Origin of the sequence: Xanthomonas populi (assembly GCF_002940065.1) — a bacterium.
In the GTDB taxonomy this organism is placed as follows: Bacteria; Pseudomonadota; Gammaproteobacteria; order Xanthomonadales; family Xanthomonadaceae; genus Xanthomonas; species Xanthomonas populi.
The window spans coordinates 20,074-40,736 of record NZ_MDEJ01000024.1 but is presented as its reverse complement, the minus strand read 5'-3'; the positions used below and the strand labels follow the sequence as shown (position 1 = coordinate 40,736).

Annotated in this window: 17 protein-coding genes, 1 tRNA gene and 3 pseudogenes; 6 read left to right on the top strand and 15 right to left on the bottom strand. The window is 64.1% G+C overall.

Going from position 1 to position 20,663, the window contains the following annotated elements; all coding sequences use genetic code 11:
* Positions 1-94: 94 nt before the first annotated feature.
* From hda to XpopCFBP1817_RS06010, 3 genes are read right to left on the bottom strand one after another with little or no spacing between them, the layout of a single operon-like run.
* Entirely contained in the window at positions 95-796 is a 702-nt protein-coding gene (gene hda, locus XpopCFBP1817_RS06020; RefSeq protein ID WP_128416426.1) for a DnaA regulatory inactivator Hda, read from the bottom strand.
* Positions 793-1,962 (bottom strand): AI-2E family transporter, encoded by a 1,170-nt coding sequence (locus XpopCFBP1817_RS06015; protein ID WP_128416425.1) that lies wholly within the window; start codon positions 1,960-1,962, stop codon positions 793-795. Before XpopCFBP1817_RS06015 ends, hda begins: the two co-directional genes overlap by 4 nt.
* Entirely contained in the window at positions 1,959-3,071 is a 1,113-nt protein-coding gene (locus XpopCFBP1817_RS06010) for a DUF2066 domain-containing protein (RefSeq protein ID WP_128416424.1), read from the bottom strand. Before XpopCFBP1817_RS06010 ends, XpopCFBP1817_RS06015 begins: the two co-directional genes overlap by 4 nt.
* A 22-nt stretch (positions 3,072-3,093) precedes the next feature.
* Here XpopCFBP1817_RS06010 and purM point away from each other — a divergent pair, with 22 nt between their 5' ends.
* From purM to XpopCFBP1817_RS05980, 6 genes and pseudogenes are all read left to right on the top strand, one after another.
* Positions 3,094-4,227: a phosphoribosylformylglycinamidine cyclo-ligase gene (purM, locus tag XpopCFBP1817_RS06005; RefSeq protein WP_208619551.1), complete on the top strand. Its 1,134-nt coding sequence runs from the start codon at positions 3,094-3,096 to the stop codon at positions 4,225-4,227.
* A gap of 14 nt (positions 4,228-4,241) precedes the next feature.
* Positions 4,242-4,700 carry a hypothetical protein gene (locus XpopCFBP1817_RS06000; RefSeq protein ID WP_128416422.1) on the top strand — a complete coding sequence of 153 codons (459 nt, stop codon included), beginning with the start codon at positions 4,242-4,244 and terminating at the stop codon, positions 4,698-4,700.
* Positions 4,701-4,736: 36 nt separating this feature from the next.
* Positions 4,737-5,390: a phosphoribosylglycinamide formyltransferase gene (gene purN, locus XpopCFBP1817_RS05995; RefSeq protein WP_128416421.1), complete on the top strand. Its 654-nt coding sequence runs from the start codon at positions 4,737-4,739 to the stop codon at positions 5,388-5,390.
* A 66-nt stretch (positions 5,391-5,456) separates the two neighbouring features.
* On the top strand, positions 5,457-6,284 hold the full coding sequence (locus tag XpopCFBP1817_RS05990) for a DUF3108 domain-containing protein (RefSeq protein ID WP_128416429.1): 828 nt from the start codon (positions 5,457-5,459) through the stop codon (positions 6,282-6,284).
* Positions 6,285-6,287: 3 nt separating this feature from the next.
* Entirely contained in the window at positions 6,288-6,971 is a 684-nt protein-coding gene (locus XpopCFBP1817_RS05985) for a DUF3108 domain-containing protein (RefSeq protein ID WP_128416420.1), read from the top strand.
* Between the two features lie 177 nt (positions 6,972-7,148).
* Positions 7,149-8,040, top strand: a pseudogene (locus tag XpopCFBP1817_RS05980) (IS5 family transposase).
* On the opposite strand, the pseudogene XpopCFBP1817_RS22625 reads toward XpopCFBP1817_RS05980, so the two are convergent.
* The 12 genes and pseudogenes from XpopCFBP1817_RS22625 to XpopCFBP1817_RS05920 all read right to left on the bottom strand — a co-directional run.
* A pseudogene (locus tag XpopCFBP1817_RS22625) lies at positions 8,020-8,572 on the bottom strand (transposase); the annotation flags it as partial. The pseudogenes XpopCFBP1817_RS05980 and XpopCFBP1817_RS22625 overlap by 21 nt on opposite strands.
* A 273-nt stretch (positions 8,573-8,845) precedes the next feature.
* A tRNA-Gly gene (locus XpopCFBP1817_RS05970) sits at positions 8,846-8,921 on the bottom strand.
* On the bottom strand, positions 8,912-9,589 hold the full coding sequence (pgsA, locus tag XpopCFBP1817_RS05965; protein ID WP_128416418.1) for a CDP-diacylglycerol--glycerol-3-phosphate 3-phosphatidyltransferase: 678 nt from the start codon (positions 9,587-9,589) through the stop codon (positions 8,912-8,914). Before pgsA ends, XpopCFBP1817_RS05970 begins: the two co-directional genes overlap by 10 nt.
* Positions 9,589-11,445 (bottom strand): excinuclease ABC subunit UvrC, encoded by a 1,857-nt coding sequence (uvrC, locus tag XpopCFBP1817_RS05960; protein ID WP_128416417.1) that lies wholly within the window; start codon positions 11,443-11,445, stop codon positions 9,589-9,591. Before uvrC ends, pgsA begins: the two co-directional genes overlap by 1 nt.
* Entirely contained in the window at positions 11,442-12,869 is a 1,428-nt protein-coding gene (locus XpopCFBP1817_RS05955) for a hypothetical protein (RefSeq protein ID WP_167393843.1), read from the bottom strand. The genes uvrC and XpopCFBP1817_RS05955 overlap by 4 nt, the downstream gene beginning before the upstream one ends.
* A gap of 23 nt (positions 12,870-12,892) precedes the next feature.
* Complete coding sequence (locus XpopCFBP1817_RS05950) at positions 12,893-13,357, bottom strand: low molecular weight protein-tyrosine-phosphatase (RefSeq protein WP_128416415.1); 465 nt, start codon at positions 13,355-13,357, stop codon at positions 12,893-12,895.
* Positions 13,354-14,133: a 3-deoxy-manno-octulosonate cytidylyltransferase gene (gene kdsB, locus XpopCFBP1817_RS05945; protein ID WP_128416414.1), complete on the bottom strand. Its 780-nt coding sequence runs from the start codon at positions 14,131-14,133 to the stop codon at positions 13,354-13,356. The genes XpopCFBP1817_RS05950 and kdsB overlap by 4 nt, the downstream gene beginning before the upstream one ends.
* A gap of 86 nt (positions 14,134-14,219) precedes the next feature.
* Positions 14,220-15,257 carry a tetraacyldisaccharide 4'-kinase gene (lpxK, locus tag XpopCFBP1817_RS05940; RefSeq protein ID WP_128416413.1) on the bottom strand — a complete coding sequence of 346 codons (1,038 nt, stop codon included), beginning with the start codon at positions 15,255-15,257 and terminating at the stop codon, positions 14,220-14,222.
* Entirely contained in the window at positions 15,254-17,023 is a 1,770-nt protein-coding gene (msbA, locus tag XpopCFBP1817_RS05935; protein ID WP_128416412.1) for a lipid A export permease/ATP-binding protein MsbA, read from the bottom strand. Before msbA ends, lpxK begins: the two co-directional genes overlap by 4 nt.
* The gene (locus XpopCFBP1817_RS05930) at positions 17,020-17,493 is read right to left on the bottom strand and encodes an ExbD/TolR family protein (protein ID WP_128416411.1); all 474 of its coding nucleotides are present in this window, start codon (positions 17,491-17,493) and stop codon (positions 17,020-17,022) included. Before XpopCFBP1817_RS05930 ends, msbA begins: the two co-directional genes overlap by 4 nt.
* A gap of 3 nt (positions 17,494-17,496) precedes the next feature.
* Entirely contained in the window at positions 17,497-18,159 is a 663-nt protein-coding gene (locus XpopCFBP1817_RS05925; RefSeq protein WP_128416410.1) for a MotA/TolQ/ExbB proton channel family protein, read from the bottom strand.
* Positions 18,053-20,597 (bottom strand): annotated as a pseudogene (locus tag XpopCFBP1817_RS05920) (DNA internalization-related competence protein ComEC/Rec2); the annotation flags it as partial. The pseudogene XpopCFBP1817_RS05920 and the gene XpopCFBP1817_RS05925, both read right to left, overlap by 107 nt.
* Positions 20,598-20,663 lie beyond the last annotated feature (66 nt).

Here is a 20,663-nt window from a genome sequence, read left to right as displayed (position 1 = left end):
GTCAGCTCAACACCAGCTTGCAGATGATCCACCTGGCGTTCCTGGCGTTGCTGCTTAGAAGACTTTGAACAGGCTCTGAGTTTTGTTAGCCGCTCTAAGGCCCGCGATCCTCAAGCACACGCCGCAGGAACGGCACGGTGATGCGGCGCTTGGCAGCCAGCGATTCGCGATCCAGTCGATCCAGCAGCACCACCAGCCCGGCCAGTTCGCGTTCGCTGTGGGTCAGCAGCCAGTCGATCGCCGCCTCGTCCAATGCGAGTCCGCGGCGTTGCGCACGATCGCGCAACACCGCCGCGCGCCCCGCGTCGTCGAGCACCGGCAGGCTGATACGGATGCACTGCGACAGCCGCGAGCGCAGATCCGGCAGCACCAATGCCAGGCCATCGGGCATCTGCCGCGCGGTGTACAGCAGGGTGGTGCCGGCCGCGCGCGCGCGGTTGTGGAACTCGAACAAGGCCACTTCGTCGTCGCGCTGTCCGGCGATGGTATCCACGCCGTCCAGCACGACCAAGCTGCGCCCTTCCAGCGCTTCGAGCGCATCGCGCAGTCGGCCTACCGCCGCGTGCAACGGAAGGTAAGTCGGCACGCGGCAGGCCTGCTCAGCCGCCGCGCACAAGGACAATGCCAGATGCGTCTTGCCGGTGCCTGCGGGGCCAGACAGATACAGCCAGTCGCTCACCTGCCCTGCCGCTAACGCCTGCAATTGCGCCAGCAGTCCATCTGGCGCGGCAATGTAGCTATCGAAGCGCTGATCGGGTGGCGCGCGCAACGCCAGCGGCAACTGCGGAACACTCACAACCGATCTGCGTCCTTGCTCGGGTCGATGATCACGCTGCGCTCGGTGGTACCGGATTGCAGCACGATGCCGGCGCGCTCGCCCGCGTACAGGTCGCTATGCGTGTATTGCTCATGCGCATAGCGCAGCAGTACGTTGGCCACCGCTGCAACCGGCAACGCCAGCAGCATGCCGAGGAAGCCGAACAACTGGCCGCCCGCCATCACCGCGAAGATCACCGCCACCGGATGCAGGCCGATCTTGTCGCCGACGATGCGCGTGGTCAGCACATAGCTTTCCAGCAACTGGCCGACCGTGAACACCACACCCACGCCAATCAGCAATTTCAGATCCAGGCCCTGCGCCTGCACCACCGCCGCCAACAACGCCAGAACGATGCCGGTGGTGGCGCCCAGATACGGGATGAAGCTGATGAAGCCGGCAATGATGCCGATCAACAACCCCAGATTGAGCCCGATGATGGACAGCCCGCTGGCATAGATGACGCCTAGCGCCAGCATCACCAGGAACTGACCGCGAATGAATCCACCGAGTACGTCGTTGGATTCTTGCGCCAGCCGGCTCACGGTGCCGATGTAGGCGCGCGGGATGACTGCGGCCACGCGCTCAACCAGGCGGCACCAGTCGCGCAGGAAGTAGAACGCCAGAATCGGCAGCAGCGCCAGGTTGACCACCCAGGTCACCATCGCAAAGCCCGAACGCGAGACGTAGCCGAAGAAAGTCCTGGCGGCGCCGCCGGCCTGTTCCCAATGGCTGCGGATCCAGTCGATCAGGCGCTCCGGGTCCAGCCAGCCCATCAACTCCACACCGGTCTTGGCTTCCAACCATGGAATCGCGGTACCGATCGCCCAGGTGCGCATCTGCGGCAGCGCCTCGATCAAGGTCATGATCTGGCGCTCGATCATCGGCACCAGAATCATCAGCGCCAGCACGAACAGCAGCAGCGCCAGCACGAACACCAATGCCACCGCCATGTTGCGCGAACGCCCGGCACGCTCGATGCGGTCCACCAGCGGGTCGCCCAGCCAGGCCAGCAGCAATGCGAGTACGAACGGGGTCAGGATCGGCGACAGCAGCGATACCACCCACAACACGCCGACACTCACCGCCACCCATTTGAGGCGGCGCAGGAACAGCGCGATTTCGGCTTCCGGAGTCAAAGTCATTTCAGGCGGTACTCGGCGTGCTCGTTTTCGAGAATGATCGGGCCCTCGGTCGGTACCGATACCGGTACCAACGGGCTGTTGTCGCCGAGCATACGGTTGAGGCCGGAAATACCCGTGAGCAGTTCCAGATCCACTTCCATACGATCGCCATTGGCACTGACCGGGCGAATGCTGCGCACCACCGACACGCCCTGCAGCGCAGCCGAGACACGCAGATAATCGTCGGCGCTGGTGATGCCGGTGATCACGGCGCGGTAGACGCCGGGCACGCCCGAGTCCACGCGCTGGGCATAACGCTTGACCAACGCATCGGCCGCGCCGTCGGCGCCTGCCGCCATTGCACGACGGGCATCGCCATCGCTGCTTGTCCAGCTGGACAGCACATTGCCGTTGTCGACGAAGACCCAATCGGCAGTCCAGCCTGCATCTGTGCGGTAGAGCTTGCCGATCAGCTGCATCGGGGGGCTGTATTTGGCCGATGCGCGCGACACCGCAGCGGTGTCCTTGCGCCAGATCGCGCCGGCCAGCACCTGTTCGGCGGCCGCGCCGCCCGGCAGGCCGAGCCGGTAACCGCGCTCGATGGCCCGGTCCAGCACGCTGCGCGCAGCATTGGCCTGGGTCACGCTGACCAGGCGCGGGCCGCTGCCGTCGTCGATGGCCAACCACAGCACCGGCTTAGGACGCGGCAGCGGCCACACCGGCAAGCCCAGAGCCGCGATCAGGCTATCCACATCGGTTTGCCGGAAGCGCGCCACCAGGGTGGTGCGGAAGGTCGGCGCGCCGGTACGCGAGGTGCCTTGATCCTGACGGTAGTCGTAATGTTCGACATAGTTGGCCGCATTGCGCAGCGCCTGCGAGACGCCGGGGCGGCTCATCGCGCTGCGATCGCCGGAGACCTTGCCCAGCACTGCGCCCAGCGCGCGCGCCAGGGCGCCAGGGCGGTCGGACTCGCTCTGGCTGTTGACCAGCACTTCGGCATCGTAGGCACTTTGCGCCTTGGCGACATCGCCTTCGATACGCAGATCGGCCTGCGCGAAGGCCGGCAGGACGGGCACGGCGACCACGATGGCGAGAAAGAAAGCGAGACTGCGGCGCATCGACGATTCCATGACTTAAGCGTATCCGGGTGAATTGTTGCCCGAATGGGACGCCAGCGCCAACGTGGCTGCTAAAATCGCCACCTTTACAGCTGAGCCCTCCCCGCCCGTGACCAGCCCAACGCCTTCCACTCCCTCGCCCATGACCTACCGTGAGGCAGGTGTCGACATCGATGCCGGCAATGCATTGGTCGAACGCATCAAGCCACTGGTCAAGCGCAGCTTCAGGCCGGAGGTGATGGGTGGCCTGGGCGGTTTTGGCGCCTTGTTTGACCTGTCGGGCAAGTACAAGGAGCCAGTGCTGGTGTCCGGTACCGACGGCGTGGGCACCAAGCTCAAGCTCGCGCAGCAGTTGGGCCGACACGACACCATCGGCATCGACCTGGTCGGCATGTGCGTCAACGACGTGCTGGTGCAGGGCGCAGAGCCGCTGTTCTTTCTGGATTATTTCGCCACCGGCAAGCTGGACGTGGGCACCGCTGCGGCCGTGGTAGGCGGCATTGCGCGCGGCTGCGAGCTGTCCGGTTGCGCCCTGATCGGCGGCGAAACTGCCGAAATGCCCGACATGTATCCGCCGGGCGAGTACGACCTGGCCGGCTTCACCGTCGGCGCGGTGGAAAAATCGCAGCTGCTGGATGGCGCGCAGGTGCGCGCAGGCGACGTGCTGATCGGCATTGCCTCGTCTGGCCCGCATTCCAACGGCTATTCGCTGATCCGCAAGATCTACGCGCGTGCCGGCGCGCCGGCCGAGCTGGTGCTGGACGACGACGTCAAACTGATCGATGCACTGATGGCGCCGACCGCGTTGTATGTCAAACCGATCCTGGCACTGCTCAAATCGCACGGCGAGACGATCCACGCGATGGCGCACATCACCGGCGGCGGGCTGACCGAAAACATCATCCGGGTGATCCCCGACGACCTGGGCCTGGACATCGACGCCAAGGCCTGGACGCTGCCGCCGGTGTTCGCCTGGTTGCAGCGCGAAGGCGCGGTGGCCGATGCCGAAATGTGGCGCACATTCAACTGCGGCATTGGCTTCGTGCTGGTCGCCGCGCCCGCGCAGGCCGCCGCGCTGGAACAGGCACTGGATGCACAGTCGCTGTCGCATTGGCGCATTGGCCAAGTGGTGCCGGCGCAGGGCGATGAGCGCGTGCGCATCGGTTGATCCAGGAGACCTGCATGGACGCTTCCCCACTTGCGCCGACCAACTCGGCCAGCGCTGAAGACCTGCAGCAGCTCAAGCTGCTGTCGGCCTTCCATTACGTGTTGGCCGGCATGACCGCCTTGTTTGCGCTTTTCCCGTTGCTCTATCTATTCATGGGCATTGCGATAATCACCGGGCATCTGCCCATGGCAAATGCCAATGCGGATGCAACATCGATGGATCCGCGATTGTTCGGCTGGTTCTTCGTGGTGTTCGCAAGTGTGTTCATTGTCTGCGGCCTGACGCTGGCAGGTTTCATGGCCTACGCCGGTCGCTGCATTGCTCAACGCAAACGGCATCTGCTGTGCCTGATCGTGGCCGGCCTCTCCTGCTCCTTCATGCCGTTCGGCACCATCGTCGGTATGTTTACGCTGGTGGTGCTGCTGCGTCCGCAGGTCAAGGCGGCGTTTGCGCCTGCCACTGCGGCAGCGTGACGCGCATCGTGCGATGACATCAGCGAATCAGACCGAATGAGTCTGCGCCTGGCGGTTCTGGCCTCCGGCCGCGGCAGCAATCTGCAGGGCATTCTCGATGCGATCGGCAGCGGTCGGCTGCGGGCCGAGGTCGTCGGCGTGTTTTCCGATCGTCCGCAAGCGCCGGTCTTGCAGAAGGTGGACGAAGGACGCCGCTGGAGCGCCAGCCCACGCGACTTCGCCGACCGCGCAGCCTTCGACACCGCGCTGGGCGATGCGATCACCGCCGCGCAGCCGGACTGGGTGGTCTGCGCCGGTTACATGCGCATCCTCGGCGAGCCGCTGGTGCGTCGCTTTGCCGGGCGCATGCTCAATATCCACCCCTCGCTGCTGCCCAAGTACCGCGGCCTGCACACCCACGCGCGCGCACTGGAAGCCGGCGATGCCGAGCATGGCGCCAGCGTGCATCTGGTCGTGCCGGAGCTGGATGCCGGCACGGTCATTGCCCAGGCGCGCGTGCCGGTGCTGCCCGACGACACGGCCGAGCAGCTGGCCGCCCGCGTGCTGGCCCGCGAGCATCCGCTGTTGCTGGCAGCGCTGGATCTGCTGACAAGCGGGCGCGTGGATGTGCAGGGCGACAGCGTCCAGATCGACGGTCAGTGCCTGTTTACGCCACTGCGACTAGAGTCCGCTGACACCGCACTCCGCTGAATGCGGAGACATCTCTCTCATCCTGCTTCGGACATCCTTGCAGCCCCCGTGCCTCGCTCTCAGCGCATGAACGTCATCCCGATCGCCACCGCGCTGTTGACCACTGCCCTGCTCGCCCAAGCCGGTACCTGCCGTGCACAACAGGCCCCGGCCCTGTCTGAGCCAGTTACTCCTGCGCCAGTTGCGCCGCCGCCGGCTGCGCCGGCATCGGCAGCTGTCCTGCCCGCCAGCAGCTGGACGCCGCCGACGCTGGCACCGTTCGTGGCGACCTATCAGGCGTTCTACCACGGCAAGGAAGCCGGCGATGCAACCATGCAGGTTAGCCATGGCGAAGGCAGCCAGTGGCGCATCGACATGTCGGTGCGCGGACGCAAGGGCTTTGTCAGCATCCTGGGTTTGAATCTGGAACAGAGCACCGTGTTCCGCGTCGATGGCGACACCTATGTGCCGCTGAGCCAGAGCACGGTGCGCAAGGCGATGTTCTTCGGCAAGAAGGTCAGCGGCGTCTACAACTGGCAGGCAGGTAGTGCGCAGTGGGACGGCGACTTGAAGAAGGAACGCCAGCAGCCGATTCCGCTGCAGCATGGCGACCAGAGCGCGCTGTCGTTGAACCTGTCGCTGATGCGCGACGCGCAACCCGGACGCAGCCTGAGCTATCGCTACGTCGATGTCGGCCGGGTGCGCAAATACGATTACAAGGTCGCCGATGCCACCGAAGTGGTGCAGGTCGGCGATCTGAGCTACGACGCGTTGCGCGTTTACCGCGTCAACAGCGGCGACAGCCAAACCATCCTCTGGATCGCCAACGGAGTTCCCACTCCGGTGCGCATCTTGCAACGTGACAAAGGTGAGGATCAGGTCGATCTGCGCCTGGTCGAATATCAAGGATTCTGACCGATGAAGAACGCTTCCCGCACCTATTCGCTGATCGCTGCCGCTGCGCTGAGTCTGGCGAGCCTGCCGGCGTTTGCCGTGCAGCCGTTCCAGGCCGATTATTCGGCAAACTACATGGGCATGCAGGCCAACGGCACCATGACCCTGGCCGCAGCCGGCGCCAATCAGTGGCGCTACACGCTCACCATCCAGAACCAGTTGGCCAATCTGACCCAGAGCACCGTGTTCGAAGAGAGCAACGGTCAACTGCGCCCGGTCAGCAGCAACGACACCTCGTCGATGATGGTCAAACGCCGCAACGTCACTGCCAATTACGACTGGAAGACCAGTCAGGCCACCTGGGGCGGCGACATCAAGCCGGACCGCCGCGGCCCGGTGAAGTTGCAGCCCGGCGATATGGATGCGCTGCTGATCAACCTGGCGATCACCCGCGACTTGGCCGCCGGTAAGCCGCTGAACTACCGCATGGTCGACGAAGGCCGCATCAAGCCGATGAGCTACAAAGTGATCGGCAAGGAAACCATCACCGTCAACGGCAAGCAGGAACAGGCGACCAAGGTGTCGCGCGTGGACGGCGATAAGGAACTGATCGCCTGGGTGGTCAAGGATCTGCCGGTGCCGGCGCGCTTGCTGCAGAAGGAAAAAGGCCAGGACGCGCTAGATCTGACAATCAAGGCGTTGCGCTGAGCGATGTGCGCCTGAGCAGGCGCAGGAATGCGCCGAGGCACGCTGCTGCGTAAACATGTAGCCTGGACACCAGCCAAGCGCAACAGGCAGCGATCGAACGTGAAAAGCCCGGCTGCATGCCTAAGAGCGGCTAACAAAACCTCTTGAATGCTATCTCGAGGTTGTAAAAATGGTGCCATGGCACGGAACAAAGAGATCCCTATTGCGCTGTGGAAGCGCATCCAACCACTGAGTCCGCAAGTCAAGCCTTATGCTAAAGGTTGGCGATCTTGTCTCAGTGATCAGCAGGCCCTCAATGGCATCGTCTGTGTCTTGCGCACGGGCATACCGTGGGAAGGAAGAGCTGCCTGTGGAAGCTGGCGATGGCAGCGGCATGACCTGCTGGCGCCGGTTGCGTGATCGGCAAGCCGCCGGTGTGCGGCATCGTCTGCATCAGGTGTTGCTGGCCGAGCTAGGGAAGGTCTGATTAACCCATGTATCGCCGCCATGCGGCTCATTCCAAATCAATAAGTTAAGCTTCGCGCAAGTGGTTAATCAGAGAATCCCTAGGTCGCGCCCAGACGCTGGATCTGAGCCGAGCCAGTCTGGACGCCGCCAGTGTGGCCTGCCCCCGGGGGCGCCTACACCGGGCCAAACCCGACCGGTCGCGGCAAACTCGGCAGTAAACGGCATCTGATCCTTGCTCGCAACCGCGTGCCCTTGGTGGTGTGCGTCACCGGTGACTCGGTTGTGTTTGAGGCGTTGCTTGAGGCCTTGCCTCCCATCACCGGAAAACCAGGACGCCCGCGACGTTGGCCAGACAAACTGCATGCCGGCAACGCCGACGATATCGAACGTTGTCGCACCTTCCGCAAGCAGCGCGGCATCATTGCGCCGATTGCACGCAAGGGCATCGACCGCAATGCTCGTCTGGGCCGTCATCGCTGGGTCGTCGAGCGTATGCATGCCTGGTTCGAAAGCATGGGCAAACTGCGTATCCGCCTTGAAACGCCGCATCAATCTCCACTTGGCGTTGCTCTGGCTTGCATGCTCCATCATCGGCTTACGGCTTCTTGCTAGGTGTTGTTAGCGACTCTGAAGAGCGCCGTTTGAGATCGGCCTCCGTGCGGCGATCCACGAGGTGCGGGATGTAGCCGTGCCTTGTCGATGGCGCGCAGGCAGGGCGCGCCACGATAGCCTGCATCGGCGCACAGATGCTTGCTGCGCCGATAGCATGGTCTCTGAACGCTTGACCACGATGGAATCCAGTACCGACTCCAGCGCTTTGCTGCCGTGCACGTTGGCCCCGGTCACGACGATCCACGACGGGACGCCACGCCCGTCCCCACTAACAGGCGGCGTTTGCTCCTTTCAAGAAAGCGTTTGTGGATGGGGCTGGCACTACCAAAGCGCTGCTTGGGTAGCGCTTTCCACTGGATGCCGGTCCGCAACACAGACGCACTCGCTGCCAATACCTGTCGCGCCGGCAGCGGCGGGCGACCGGCACCACCAGGCTTGCGCAGATAGATCTTCTTCGCCGCTACCGCCCGTGCAGGTATCAGCGGCTCCACCCGCGCCCAGAAAGCATCCGTTACTTGCCAAGACTCAACGCGTTGGCTCAATCTCGCTCTACGATACCGCTTCTTGAGCGGCGTCGGTCTGCTGGGTTACATAACTGACGGATAGGTTCTTAGGCTAGATGCCGCTGGATCATCCCGATCCAACCCCGGCAAAAAACCCCGAACCGGCACCACCCGCATTCTTTGGCCTGAATTTTGGCCTCAAAAACACTGGCTGTCGGTGGATGTCCGTGGTTTTTGCTGGAATGAAAAAGGAGCCGAAGCTCCTCTTTTCAACGACCTACAGATGCCAGTGGAAGTCTGTAGATCGATATTTGGAGCGGGAAACGACACTCGAACTCGCGACCTCAACCTTGGCAAGGTTGCGCTCTACCAACTGAGCTATTCCCGCTTGGGAGGCGAAATTCTACAGCGAACAGCCGGGCTGTCAACTATTGCTTTCGACTTTTTTGGCTTGCTGGTAATTGCGGCTTTTTCATCGGCGCGCAGGCTCGGCCATGCGGCCTGCAGGTACTGAAACCCGGACCACAGCGTCAGCAACGCGGCGATCGCCAGCGTCCAGTAACCGGCGCGGAAAATCAGATTACCGAACCAGATTTCATGCGTAGGCATCTGCCCTGGCGTGACCGAATACAGCAGGCACAGCAGCGCGACCATCTGTGCGGTGGTCTTGACCTTGCCGATCACCGCCACGCGCACCTTGGCGCGCTGGCCGATCTCTGCCATCCATTCACGCAGTGCGGAAACCGCAATTTCGCGGCCCACGATCACCGCTGCCCAGAACGCCATCCACGGTGTCGGGTGGCCTTGCACAATCAGAAACAACGCCACTGCAACCATCAGCTTGTCAGCCACCGGGTCGAGGAATGCGCCGAATGCGGAGTATTGGTGATAACGCCGTGCGACCCAACCATCCAGCCAGTCGGTAATGGCAGCTAGCCCGAACACGCCAGCGGACGCAAAATTGGTCCACGTATAAGGCAGGTAGAACACCACAACCAACACCGGGATCATCAGGATCCTCAGCAATGTCAGCCACGTGGGGATGGTCAACTTCATTACGGACTCGACTCGCCTGCCGCATCGGGGAGCGCCAGCCCATGCAGGTTAGCGTAGATTCGCGCGGCGAGTGCGGCATTAACCCCATCCACGCGCGCAATCTCGGCCTCGCCGGCGGCCTTGAGCCCGACCAGACCGCCGAAATGCTTGAGCAGGCTGGCGCGACGGCGCGGGCCGATGCCTGGGATATCCTCGAGCTTGCTGGTAATGCGCGTCTTCTGACGGCGACCACGGTGACCTGTGATCGCAAAGCGGTGCGCTTCGTCACGCACCTGCTGGATGAACTGTAGCGCCGGCGATGCAGCGCCCGGTCGCAATTCGCGGCCGTCGGCCATGATCAACGCTTCATGCCCTGCCCTGCGCTCCTCGCCCTTGGCCACGCCAACCAGCAGCACGTTCTCGATGCCCAGATCGGCGAGCGCGCCCTGTGCCTGCGCCAGCTGGCCGGCGCCGCCGTCAATCAGCAACACATCCGGCAGCACACCGTTCTCTTCCACTGCGCGTCGAAAGCGCCGTTCGATGGCCTGCCGCATTGCGGCGTAGTCGTCGCCCGGCGTGATCCCGGAAATATTGAAGCGCCGGTACTGCCCACGCACCGGCCCGCTGGCATCGAACACCACGCACGAGGCCACCGTCGCCTCGCCCATGGTGTGACTGATATCGAAGCACTCCACCCGCTTGACCTGCTCGGCCAGCCCCAGCATTTCACGCAGCGCTTCGCTGCGTGCGTGCTGCGCGCTTTGGCTGGTGAGCTCGGTGACCAGGGTCAGCTGCGCGTTGCGGGTGGCCAGCAGCAGATAGCCGGCACGCTCGCCGCGCACATTCCACTTCAAGTTCACCTTGTACTCACCGGCGGTGCTGAGTGCGGCTTCAATCAACTCCGAATCAGGGATTTCGCGATCGAGCAGGATCTCGCGCGTCGGCGAATGCTCGGCGTAGTACTGCGATACGAACGCGCCCAGGATTTCGTCGGCGCTGTCTTCGCCATTGGTCTTGGGAAAGAACGAGCGCGTGCCCAGATTGCGGCCGTCGCGAAAACTCAGCAGCAGCACACAGGCTTGACTGGCTTGCGTGGCACACGCCAGTACATCCAGGTCGGCGGCGCGGCCATCCACGTACTGGCGGTTCTGCATGCTGCGCAGGGAAGACAGCAGATCGCGCAGACGTGCGGCACGCTCGAACTCCAGTGCCTCGCTGGCCTGCTGCATCGACTGCATGATCTCTTCGCCAAGCTGGTCGCTCTTGCCTTCGAGAAACATCGTGGCGCGGCGTACCGACTCGGCGTAGTCGGGCGCTGCGACCAGATCCACGCACGGCGCGCTGCAGCGGCCGATCTGATACTGCAGACACGGCCGCGAGCGATTGCGAAACACGCTGTCTTCGCAACTGCGCAGCTTGAAGAGCTTGTGCATCAGGCTCAGCGTTTCGCGCACGCCGGTCACGCCGGTATACGGGCCGAAATAGCGCCCCTGCACCGCGCGCGGGCCACGGTGCAGCGCGATGCGCGGCCAGTCTTCGCGCGTCAACAGCACGTACGGGTAACTCTTGTCGTCGCGCAGCGACACGTTGTAGCGCGGCGACAGCGACTTGATCAGCTGGTTTTCCAGCAGCAGCGCTTCGGCTTCGCTGCGGGTCACGGTGACGTCCATGCGCGCGACCTGCGACAGCATCGAGGTCAGCCGCGCATTCTTCGGCGTGCCGTTGAAATAGCTGCCCACGCGCTTGCGCAACGCTCCGGCCTTGCCGACGTACAGAAGCGTATCGTCGCCCGCATACATGCGGTAGACGCCGGGCGCTGTGCTCAGTTGGGCAGCAAACGCCTTTCCATCGAAATCAGCTTGGCGCCTTGCGCTCATTCTTCTATCGAAACATCCTGCAGTTGGCCGCTCGCCAGGTCGTAGCGCAAGACGGCATGGGCATCGGTTTCGGCAATCCAAACCGCACCGGCGGCAACGGCAAGCCCGGCTGGGCCATGCAGGCGCCGCGGGAGGTCCACGGTGGTCAGTTCGCCGCCGCCCAGACGCAGGCAGCGCAGGCAGCGCAGGCGACCGTTGCCGGTGTCGGCGATCCACAGCACCGGCGAATCGGCGGCCAAGGCAATCGCCTGCGGAAACTGCAGGCGTGCGCTGCCACGCGGGCCGTCCTGGTCGCCGAACTGCCAGGTGCCCTGCCCGCCGACCAGCGTTTGCACCAGATCGCCGCGTAACTGCATGGTGCGGATCGACGAACCCAGCCCGTCACAGACATAGGCCACCTGCTGCACTGCCGCCAAACCGGCCGGTTGCGCGAAAGCTGCCAGATGGCCGCTGCCATCGCGAATTTCAAGCGAACCGGTGCCGGCGCGTGCAGTCAATGCAGCGCTACCGAGGTGATAGCTCCAGATGCGGTTGTCGCCAGCCATGGCGATCAACACCTGGTTGTCGGCGATGGCCAGGCCTTGCGGGTAATTCAGCGCTGACGCACCGGAGGACGCCAGCGGGCCTTCGACGGGCTCGCCAGCGCGACCAGTACCGCACAAGGTGACGACCTGCCCGTTGCGCAGATTGATGCGGCGTAAAGCGTGATTGCCGGTGTCGGCGACGTAAAGCTGGTCGCGTTCCAGCGCCAGACCTTGTGGACGTCGAAACGCCGCTTCGCCGACGCCACCGTCGATAAGATCGGCATTGCCATGGCCGAACTGGCGCAGCACACGCCCGCCGTGCGTGCATTCGAGCACACGGTGATGGCCGGTGTCGGCAATGTACAACCGGTCTTCAGTGGTGGCCAGACCGGTCGGAAAACTTAGCTCCAGGCGCGGCTCGGGCGCGCGTTCGGCCACGCCACGCAGGTCGATGTCCGACGGTGGCTGTTGGCCTTCGCACAGCGCCACCAATGCCTTGTCGAGATCGCCGGTCACGCCCACCAGGCGCTGGCGCTCGCGGCCGTAGGCATCGAGCAGCACCAGCGTAGGCCAGGATTCGATGCCGAAGCGGCGCCAGGTTTCCCAGTTATTGTCGAGCAGGATCGGCGCACTGACGCCATGCCCGCGCAGCTGCTTGAGCGAACGTTGCGGCAAGCGTTCGCTGTCAAAACGCGGCACCTGCACCACAATCACCTGCAACCGCCCGGGGCTGCGCGCCTGCCAATGCGCCAACTCGGCCAGGCGTTCGGCGCACCACACCGAACTGGCGTTGACGAACGCCATCACGAGCGCACGGCCGCGATGTTCCTGCAAGGTGGATGGCCTGGCGTTGAGCCAAGTGGGAAATTCCGGCAATTCCTTGGTGAGCTGGGCAGTCATCCGGTAATTATTCCCAAGCCCGATTAGCTGCGGGTGAGCCTGGCCACGGTCTGGCACGCAGCGGTGTCGACAAGCTGCCAGGCACGCTCGAAATCGTCCATGCCACCGGTGTATGGGTCGGGGATCTCTTCGCGCTCTTCAACGCCTGCCCAAGGGAGCCAGAGTGAAACCTTGTCGCGCAGCGGCGCCGGGGCAAGCTGCTGCAGATCGCGCAGATTGTTGCCGTCGGCGCACAGGACCCAATCGAAGTGGTCGAAGTCCGCTGCACGCACCTGACGGGCGCGCAACCCGGAGATATCCACGCCATGTCCGCGTGCGCAGCGAATGGCACGCGCGTCGGGTGGGTCGCCGGCATGCCAGTCGCCGGTGCCGGCAGAATCGACTTCGATGCGTCGCGACAGCCGCGCCTCGTCCAACCGCGCACGCAACGCGCCCTCGCCCATCGGCGAGCGGCAGATATTGCCCAGACACACGATCAGAACCTTCATGCCGATGCCACGCGGGTTTGCGCACGCGCCAGATCGTCCGGCGTATCGATGCCAGGCGGAAACTGCTCCGGCGTCAACGCCACCGCGATGCGGTAGCCGGCCTCCGTCACGCGCAACTGTTCCAGCGATTCGATGCGCTCCAACAGGCCGGGTGGCATCGCGGCAAAGCGTTGCAAAAATCCGGCGCTGTACGCGTAGATGCCGATATGGCGCAGCCACTGACCGTCATTGGCCAAACTCTCACGCTGGTTGGCGAAGCTGTCGCGATGCCAGGGAATCGGTGCGCGACTGAAGTACAGCGCATCGTCGCGCGCAGTGCGCACCAGCTTCACCACATTCGGATCGAACAGCTCGTGCGCGCTGTCCACCTGCGCAGCAAGCGTGGCCATGTCGGCGCCGGAGTACAGCAACAGCTCGGCCACCGCGCGTATGCCGGCAGCAGGCGCGAACGGTTCGTCGCCCTGCAGATTGACCACGCATGTGTCGGCCTCCCAGCCGGCGATCCGTGCGCATTCGGCAAGCCGGTCGGTCCCCGACACATGCTCGCTGCCGGTCATCGCCACATGCACACCGGCCAGGCGCTGGATCGCCTCGGCAATGCGCGCATCGTCGGTGGCCACCCAGACCTCGCGTGCACCTGCGAGCAGCGCCCGCTCGGCCACATGCTGGATCATCGGGCGATCGCCGATGCGCTGCAGCGGCTTGCCCGGCAAGCGCGTGGAGGCATAGCGCGCGGGAATGGCGACGACGAAATCTGCTGGCGTTGTGTGGGTCATGCGTGCGCGCTCTGGGATGCTGGAATGATGGAAGAAAAGAGATCGTTGGTAAGGTAGCTATCCCACCACCATTACCGGCGCAGCACTCACACGCCCTGCCGACTCGCCAACTTGTCCAGACGATCCAGCAGACTCACCCAGAACGCGGCTGGCAGCTCCGCCTTGAGCGGCACGCTGTACAGCCACTCGTCGGCGAACGGCCGGCACTTCACTGCGTCCTTTTCGGTCATCAGCACCGGCAAGCGGCTGCCGAAACTAAAATCCGCCGCGCGATACACATGATGATCGGGAAAGGCGTGCGGCACCACGCCAATGCCGCGCGCGCGCAGCATCGCAAAGAAGCGTTCCGGATGCGCGATGCCGGCCACCGCATGCACGCGCTGCCCGGCGAGCATGCTCAACGGCTGCACACGCTTGCCATCCATCGGTTGCACGCTGTCGATGCTCAGGCGCATCTGCCATTCGCCGAAACCTGCGTCGTCAGGTATCTGGGGTGTCGCTGCATCGCTGCCCTGCCCCAGATTGACCACGCGGAAATCGCAATCTCGCGCACGCGCCGCAGGTTCGCGTAGCGGCCCGGCCGGCAGCAGGCGCCCGTTGCCGTAGCGGCGCTGACCATCGACCACTTCGATTTCCACATCGCGCGCAAGCCGGTAGTGCTGCAGCCCATCGTCGCAAACGACGATGTCGCAACCCGCTTCGACGAGTGCACGTGCCGCGGCCAGACGATCGCTGTCCACGCGCACGCGCGCTCTGGTTTTCCAGGCGATCAACACCGGCTCGTCGCCGCCGAGCGCGACGGGCGTGTCCGCTTCGACCCAGCGTGCCGTGCCCGATTCGTCACGGCCATAGCCGCGACTGGCAACGCCTGGCGTCCAGCCTGCTTCTTGCAACTTGGTCACCAAGGCGATCGTCAGCGGCGTCTTGCCGGTGCCGCCGGCAGTGACATTTCCCACCACAATCACCGGCACCGGCACGCCGTGACGCTTGCGCCAGCCGCGGCGATACAGGGCGCGTCGCAGCGCAATGGCGGCGCCGTAGACCGGCGCAAGCATGCGTGCGGATAGCGGAATCGGCGCATTGTCGTACCAATAGCCCGGCGTGCGGGCGCCGCACTTGCTCATACCTGCCGTTCGCGGAACTGCATGCCGTGCAGGTGCGAATACAGCCCGCCCTGCGCCAGCAATTCGTGATGCGTGCCGCGCTCGACGATGCGGCCCTGATCCATCACCAGTACCTGGTCGGCATGCTCAATCGTAGACAAACGATGCGCGATCACCAGCGTGGTACGGTCAGGCATCAGCTTGTGCAAGGCTTCCTGCACCAGCCGCTCGGATTCGTTGTCTAGCGCGGCGGTGGCTTCGTCCAGAATCAGGATCGGCGCGTCCTTGAGCATCGCGCGCGCAATCGCCAGACGTTGCCGCTGTCCACCGGACAAGCGACCGCCCTTGGTGCCCACATGCGACTTCAATCCTCCGGGCAGTTGTGCGACAAATTCCATCGCGTTGGCGCCAAGAATTGCGCGCTCCAGCTGGCCGGCGTCGGCACTGCGCATTTGGCCATAGGCCACGTTGTCGGCAATGCTGCCGTCGAACAACATCACCTGTTGGCCGACCAGCGCGATCTGCCGACGCAGATCGGCCAGCGAGTACGCCTGCACCGGATGTCCGTCGAGCAGGATCTGCCCGGCCTCGGCTTCGTAGAAGCGCGGAATCAGCTTGATCAGACTGGATTTTCCGCTACCCGAGCGCCCGACAATCGCCGTCACCGTGCCCGGTTGGGCGACAAAGCTCACGTCGGCCAGCGCCGGATTCACCTGATCCGGATAGCGCGCGGTGACATCGCGGAATTCGATCAAGCCCTTGGCGCGCGTGAGCGGTACAGCGCCCTGATCCGGCTCGTCGGGGCTGTCGAGCAGCGAGAACAGACGCTCGGCCGACGCCAGGCCGCGCTGCACCATGTTCTGCACATTGGTGAGTTGCTTGAGGCCTGGAATAATGGTCAGCATCGAGGTCATCAGCACCACGAAATCGCCAGCGGTCAGCCGCCCCGCCAGTGCCTGCGCACCGGCCACGAACAGCAGCGCCGACAAACCGATCGCACCGATCATCTGCACGGTGGCAGTGGAAATGCCGCGCGTGGATTCGACCTTCATCGCCAGACGCAGATTGCGGTCGGCCAGCGCGCCATAGCGCTCCATTTCAGTCTGCTGCGCGCCGTAGATCTTGACCTCCTGATGGCTGGACAAGGTCTGGTCGGCCGCCTGCAACAGATGCGCGCCGCTCTCCTGGATGCTGTGGCTGATGCGCCGATAGCGCCGCGCCACCTTGTCCATCACCCAGGCCAGCAGCGGTGCCAGCACCAGGATGGTCAGCGTGACCTGCCAGCTATGCCACAGCATCAGCGCCAATGCACCGATCACCTGCAGCGACTGCTGGATCATTACCTTGACCGCATCCACTGCGGCCTGCGCCACCTGATCCGAATCAGAACCCAGGCGTATCAGCATCGACGGCACCGGCTCGGAATCGAACCGCGATCCCGGCAGGCGCAGATATTTGGACATCACCTTGACGCGCAGATCGCGCGCGATGCTGCGCGCGGATTTGCCCATCGCCATATCGGTGATGTAACCGGCAATCCCGCGCACCACAAACAACAGGATGATCTGCACCGGCAGCCAGCGACTGACTTCGGCGTTCTTGTAGATGAAGGTTTCGTCGGTGATCGGCTTCATCAACGCCAGAAAGCCGGTCGTGCCCGCCGCTTCGACCACCGCGGCAAGCAGCGCGGCAATTAGAAGCAGCCGGTACGGCTTGGCGAAGGCCAGCAGGCGACGGTACGTGCGCCAAGACGAAACTGGCGCCGGGCGGTCGTTGAAGTTAGTCACTGGCGGGTTCCGTTGTTGCTTGTGTTGCCGACAATGCCGGTAGCAGCAGAATTGCCCGCTTCGGGCGCAGTGGCGATCGCGATACGGCGAAAGCCCAGTTGTCCCAACGCGTCCTGCGCGGTCACCACGGCCTGATATGGCGTGCGTGCATCTGCGCGCATCAGCACGGTCTGCTCGCGGTCGTCGCCGGCGATCCTGGCAATGGTCTGCTTAAGCGAATTCACATCCAAACGCAGCACTTCCTGGTCGTTGATGAAATAACGCCCATCGGCATTGACCAGCACGCTCAACGAACGCGGTGGCGCACTGGTGTGTTGGTCGCTGGCAGTCGGCAGCTGCAATTGCAGCGTGGAACGTGCGTCGAAGGTCGTGGTCACCACGAAGAAGATGATGAGGACAAGGATCACGTCAATCAATGGCACCAGATCGATATGCGGCTCGTCATGGCGTCGGTCGCTGCCGATGCGCATCCGTTAGCCCTTTGCCATGACAGGCTTGGCACTTGCCGCAACCGGCGGCGCAGTGGCCGGCACCGCGTGTCCATCCATCGTATCCAGCAACAACGTGGCTTCCTGCTCCATCTCGATGATGTAACCGGCGATTCGGCCCTTGAAGAAGCGATGCGCCATCAATGCCGGCACCGCGATGATCATGCCGGTGGCCGTGCACACCAGCGCCTTGCCGATGCCACCAGCCAGCTGGTTCACATCGCCAACGCCGTGATCGAGGATTCCCATGAACATCTGGATCATGCCGACCACGGTGCCCAACAGACCCAGTAGCGGCCCGGCCGAGGCGATCGTGCCCAAAGCATTCAGATAGCGCTCCATGCGATGCACCACATGCCGGCCGGTGTCTTCAATGCGTTCGCGGATCAACTCGCGCGGACGACAACGCACATCCAGCGCGGCGGCAAGCAAGGCGCCCAGCGGCGAATTGCAACGCAGCGACTCGATATGGCTGGGATCGAGCTTGCCGCGCGCGGCCCAGTTGCGGACCTCTTCGCCCAGACCTGGCGGAGTCACCTCGTTGCGGCGCAGGCTCCACAGACGCTCCAGCACGATCGCCATGGCGATCACGCCCAGCAACAGCAACGGCACCATCGGCCACCCGCCTGCCTTGACCAGCTGTAACACGATTCGATTCCTCCGGCAACGCGGCCGCCTATTCGCTGGCCGATAGGATAGCAGCCGACCGCCGCCGTTCCGCAGCATCCCACAGCCGCGGCTGCCAGCGCCGTCGCTCGCGTACCTGCAAGCCTTCGGCGCCCAGCCATACCCGGATCGCCCCGACCTGCGCAGTGTCGAGCAGCTCGGCGCCACTTCCCTGCCAGCGTTGCACCACCTCCGCACGCGGGTGACCGAAGCGGTTGCCGTGCCCGGAGGACACCAGCGCCAGCCGCGCGCCGGTCGCGGCAATTGAAACCGGCGTGCGAGCCGTCGGCACTGCCGTGGTGTGGGACGATCACCAGATCGGCGCGCAGCTCCGATGCATATTCACGCAGCAAACGCCTCTCGACGATCTCACCGATGTCGCCTGTCAGCAGCGCACTTCCATAACGCGTTTCGACCCGCAGCACGCAGCTGGATTGATTGCGCAAATACGGAAAGCCGGCGCTCGGATGCAGGAAGCGAAAGCGCACACCTTCCCATTCCCACTGCTGGCCAGCATGGCAGCGTGTGCTGACGTCCAGCGGCGCATCAGGTGGCGCAACAGTCATGGTAAAAGGCAATCCCGCACGTACCGCTGCGTAGCCGCCGGCATGATCGGCATCGGCATGACTGAGCACGATGGCATCCAGGCGGCGCAAGCCGAATGCACGCAACGCGGGCAGTACCACCCGCTCGCCGGCATCGAAGCCATCGCGTACCGCCGGGCCGGTATCGAACAGCAGCGCATGCCGTTGCGTGCGCACCAGCACCGCCAATCCCTGCCCCACGTCCAGCACCTGCACGTCGGCCTCGCCGGCCGCAGGCAGTTCGCGGTCCGGCCACAGCAGCGGCAACCACAGCAGCAGTGCCAATGACTTGCCCGGCGTACCGCGCGGCAGCAACAGCCAGAACGCGCCGAGCAAGGCCAACACCAGCGCGATCGCATCGGACTCAGGCACCCACCACAACGCCACCGGAGTCTGCCCGAGCCAGACAAAGCCTGGCCAGGTCAGCTCAAAACACCAGCCGGCCAATCGCCATGCCCACACGCCTGCGCCTGGATAGAGCGCTTCGAGCGCAGTACCCAGCAAAGCGAGCGGCACCACCACGAAGGTCCACCAGGGAATGGCGATCAGATTGGCAAACGGCCCGACCAACGACGCCTGCCCAAACAAGCTGACCGTCAACGGCAGCAAGCCAACGGTGGCGACGGTCTGCGCCGACAAGAAGCTACGCAGGATCGCGCGATCGTCGGACGGCAAACACCACACCAACCACGCAACGCCGGCGAAGCTGAGCCAGAAGCCCGCAACAAGAACGCTCAGCGGGTCCCACAGCACGACAGCCAGCAAGGCGAGCGCGAGAATCTGCGCAGTGGTAGCGCGTCTTCGCACCACCCGCGCCAGCGCGACCAGGCCAATCATCAACACCGTGCGAACAGTGGGCAGTGCCAGCCCTGCCAATACCGCATACGCGGCGGCGGCGAGCAATGCGGCGATGGCCGCCGCGTGGATGCGTGGAAAGCGCGTTCCGAGCGCAGGCCATAATCGCCAGATTCCGGCGACTAGCATTGCGAAAAACGCGGCGACCAATCCGACATGGAATCCGGAGATTGCGATCAAATGGCTGAGCCCGGTCGCACGTAACGTGGCCCAGTCCGTGTCGTCCAGCCCGCGCGTGTCGCCAAGCGCAAGAGCACGCAGATAAGGCGCCGAGGGGCCGGGCACGCGCGCGGCAATCCGCTGCGACATGCGTTCGCGCCAGGCATCCACACCGCGCGGTGCGGCAATTTGCCGTGCAGTGGCAGGCACACGGATATAACCGGTCGCGGCGATGCGCTGCGCTAGCGCCTGACGCTCGGCATCGAACCCACCAGGATTGCGCAAGCCACGCGGCGCCCGCAGCTTGAGTCGCAATTGCCAAGATGCACCCGCGCTTAGTGCTGCGCGTGGACCGATGCGTTCGGCACCGAAGTCGTCATACCAGGCCAGCTGCAACAGCTTGCCGCGCAATGCGACTGGCTGTGTGTCGTCATCAACGCGCAGCTGAAAGCGCGTGCGTCGTTGCTCGGCCACCGGAAGCCCGACGATCTGGCCGCGCACAGCCAGCTCGCGCGCTTCGTCTTGTGGGAGCAGTTGTGCCTGCAAGGCGCTTGCGACCTGCCATCCCATCAGACCGAAGCCACACAGTGCCTTTGCCATCGCCAGCAACGACAGGATCCGTTGCGGCCGCAGCCACAGGGTCAAACCGATACCCAGCGCACCTGCACAAACACAGGTTGCGTAGACCGCACGCGGCAGCACTGCAGGCGACCAAGCGCACGTCGCCACGCCCAGCAGCAACGCCGCTGCCACGGCGACCGCCGATCCACCGCGAGGCGCCGACTGCGCTGGTGCTGACACATCCATATTACTGGTCGCCATCCCGTCTGTGGTCCATCCACCGACTCAAGCTAGGTCATCGCACACCTTGACCACAGCGGTGATCGG

Bases quoted from the DNA above. Each gene is read 5' to 3' on its own strand.
- XpopCFBP1817_RS06000 (WP_128416422.1), top strand. From the start codon at position 4,242: ATGGACGCTTCCCCACTTGCGCCGACCAACTCGGCCAGCGCTGAAGAC.
- XpopCFBP1817_RS06010 (WP_128416424.1), bottom strand. From the start codon at position 3,071: ATGGAATCGTCGATGCGCCGCAGTCTCGCTTTCTTTCTCGCCATCGTG.
- XpopCFBP1817_RS06015 (WP_128416425.1), bottom strand. From the start codon at position 1,962: ATGACTTTGACTCCGGAAGCCGAAATCGCGCTGTTCCTGCGCCGCCTC.
- uvrC (WP_128416417.1), bottom strand. From the start codon at position 11,445: ATGAGCGCAAGGCGCCAAGCTGATTTCGATGGAAAGGCGTTTGCTGCC.
- XpopCFBP1817_RS05990 (WP_128416429.1), top strand. From the start codon at position 5,457: ATGAACGTCATCCCGATCGCCACCGCGCTGTTGACCACTGCCCTGCTC.
- pgsA (WP_128416418.1), bottom strand. From the start codon at position 9,589: ATGAAGTTGACCATCCCCACGTGGCTGACATTGCTGAGGATCCTGATG.
- XpopCFBP1817_RS05955 (WP_167393843.1), bottom strand. From the start codon at position 12,869: ATGACTGCCCAGCTCACCAAGGAATTGCCGGAATTTCCCACTTGGCTC.
- XpopCFBP1817_RS05985 (WP_128416420.1), top strand. From the start codon at position 6,288: ATGAAGAACGCTTCCCGCACCTATTCGCTGATCGCTGCCGCTGCGCTG.
- purN (WP_128416421.1), top strand. From the start codon at position 4,737: ATGAGTCTGCGCCTGGCGGTTCTGGCCTCCGGCCGCGGCAGCAATCTG.
- XpopCFBP1817_RS05950 (WP_128416415.1), bottom strand. From the start codon at position 13,357: ATGAAGGTTCTGATCGTGTGTCTGGGCAATATCTGCCGCTCGCCGATG.
- XpopCFBP1817_RS05930 (WP_128416411.1), bottom strand. From the start codon at position 17,493: ATGCGCATCGGCAGCGACCGACGCCATGACGAGCCGCATATCGATCTG.
- lpxK (WP_128416413.1), bottom strand. From the start codon at position 15,257: ATGAGCAAGTGCGGCGCCCGCACGCCGGGCTATTGGTACGACAATGCG.
- kdsB (WP_128416414.1), bottom strand. From the start codon at position 14,133: ATGACCCACACAACGCCAGCAGATTTCGTCGTCGCCATTCCCGCGCGC.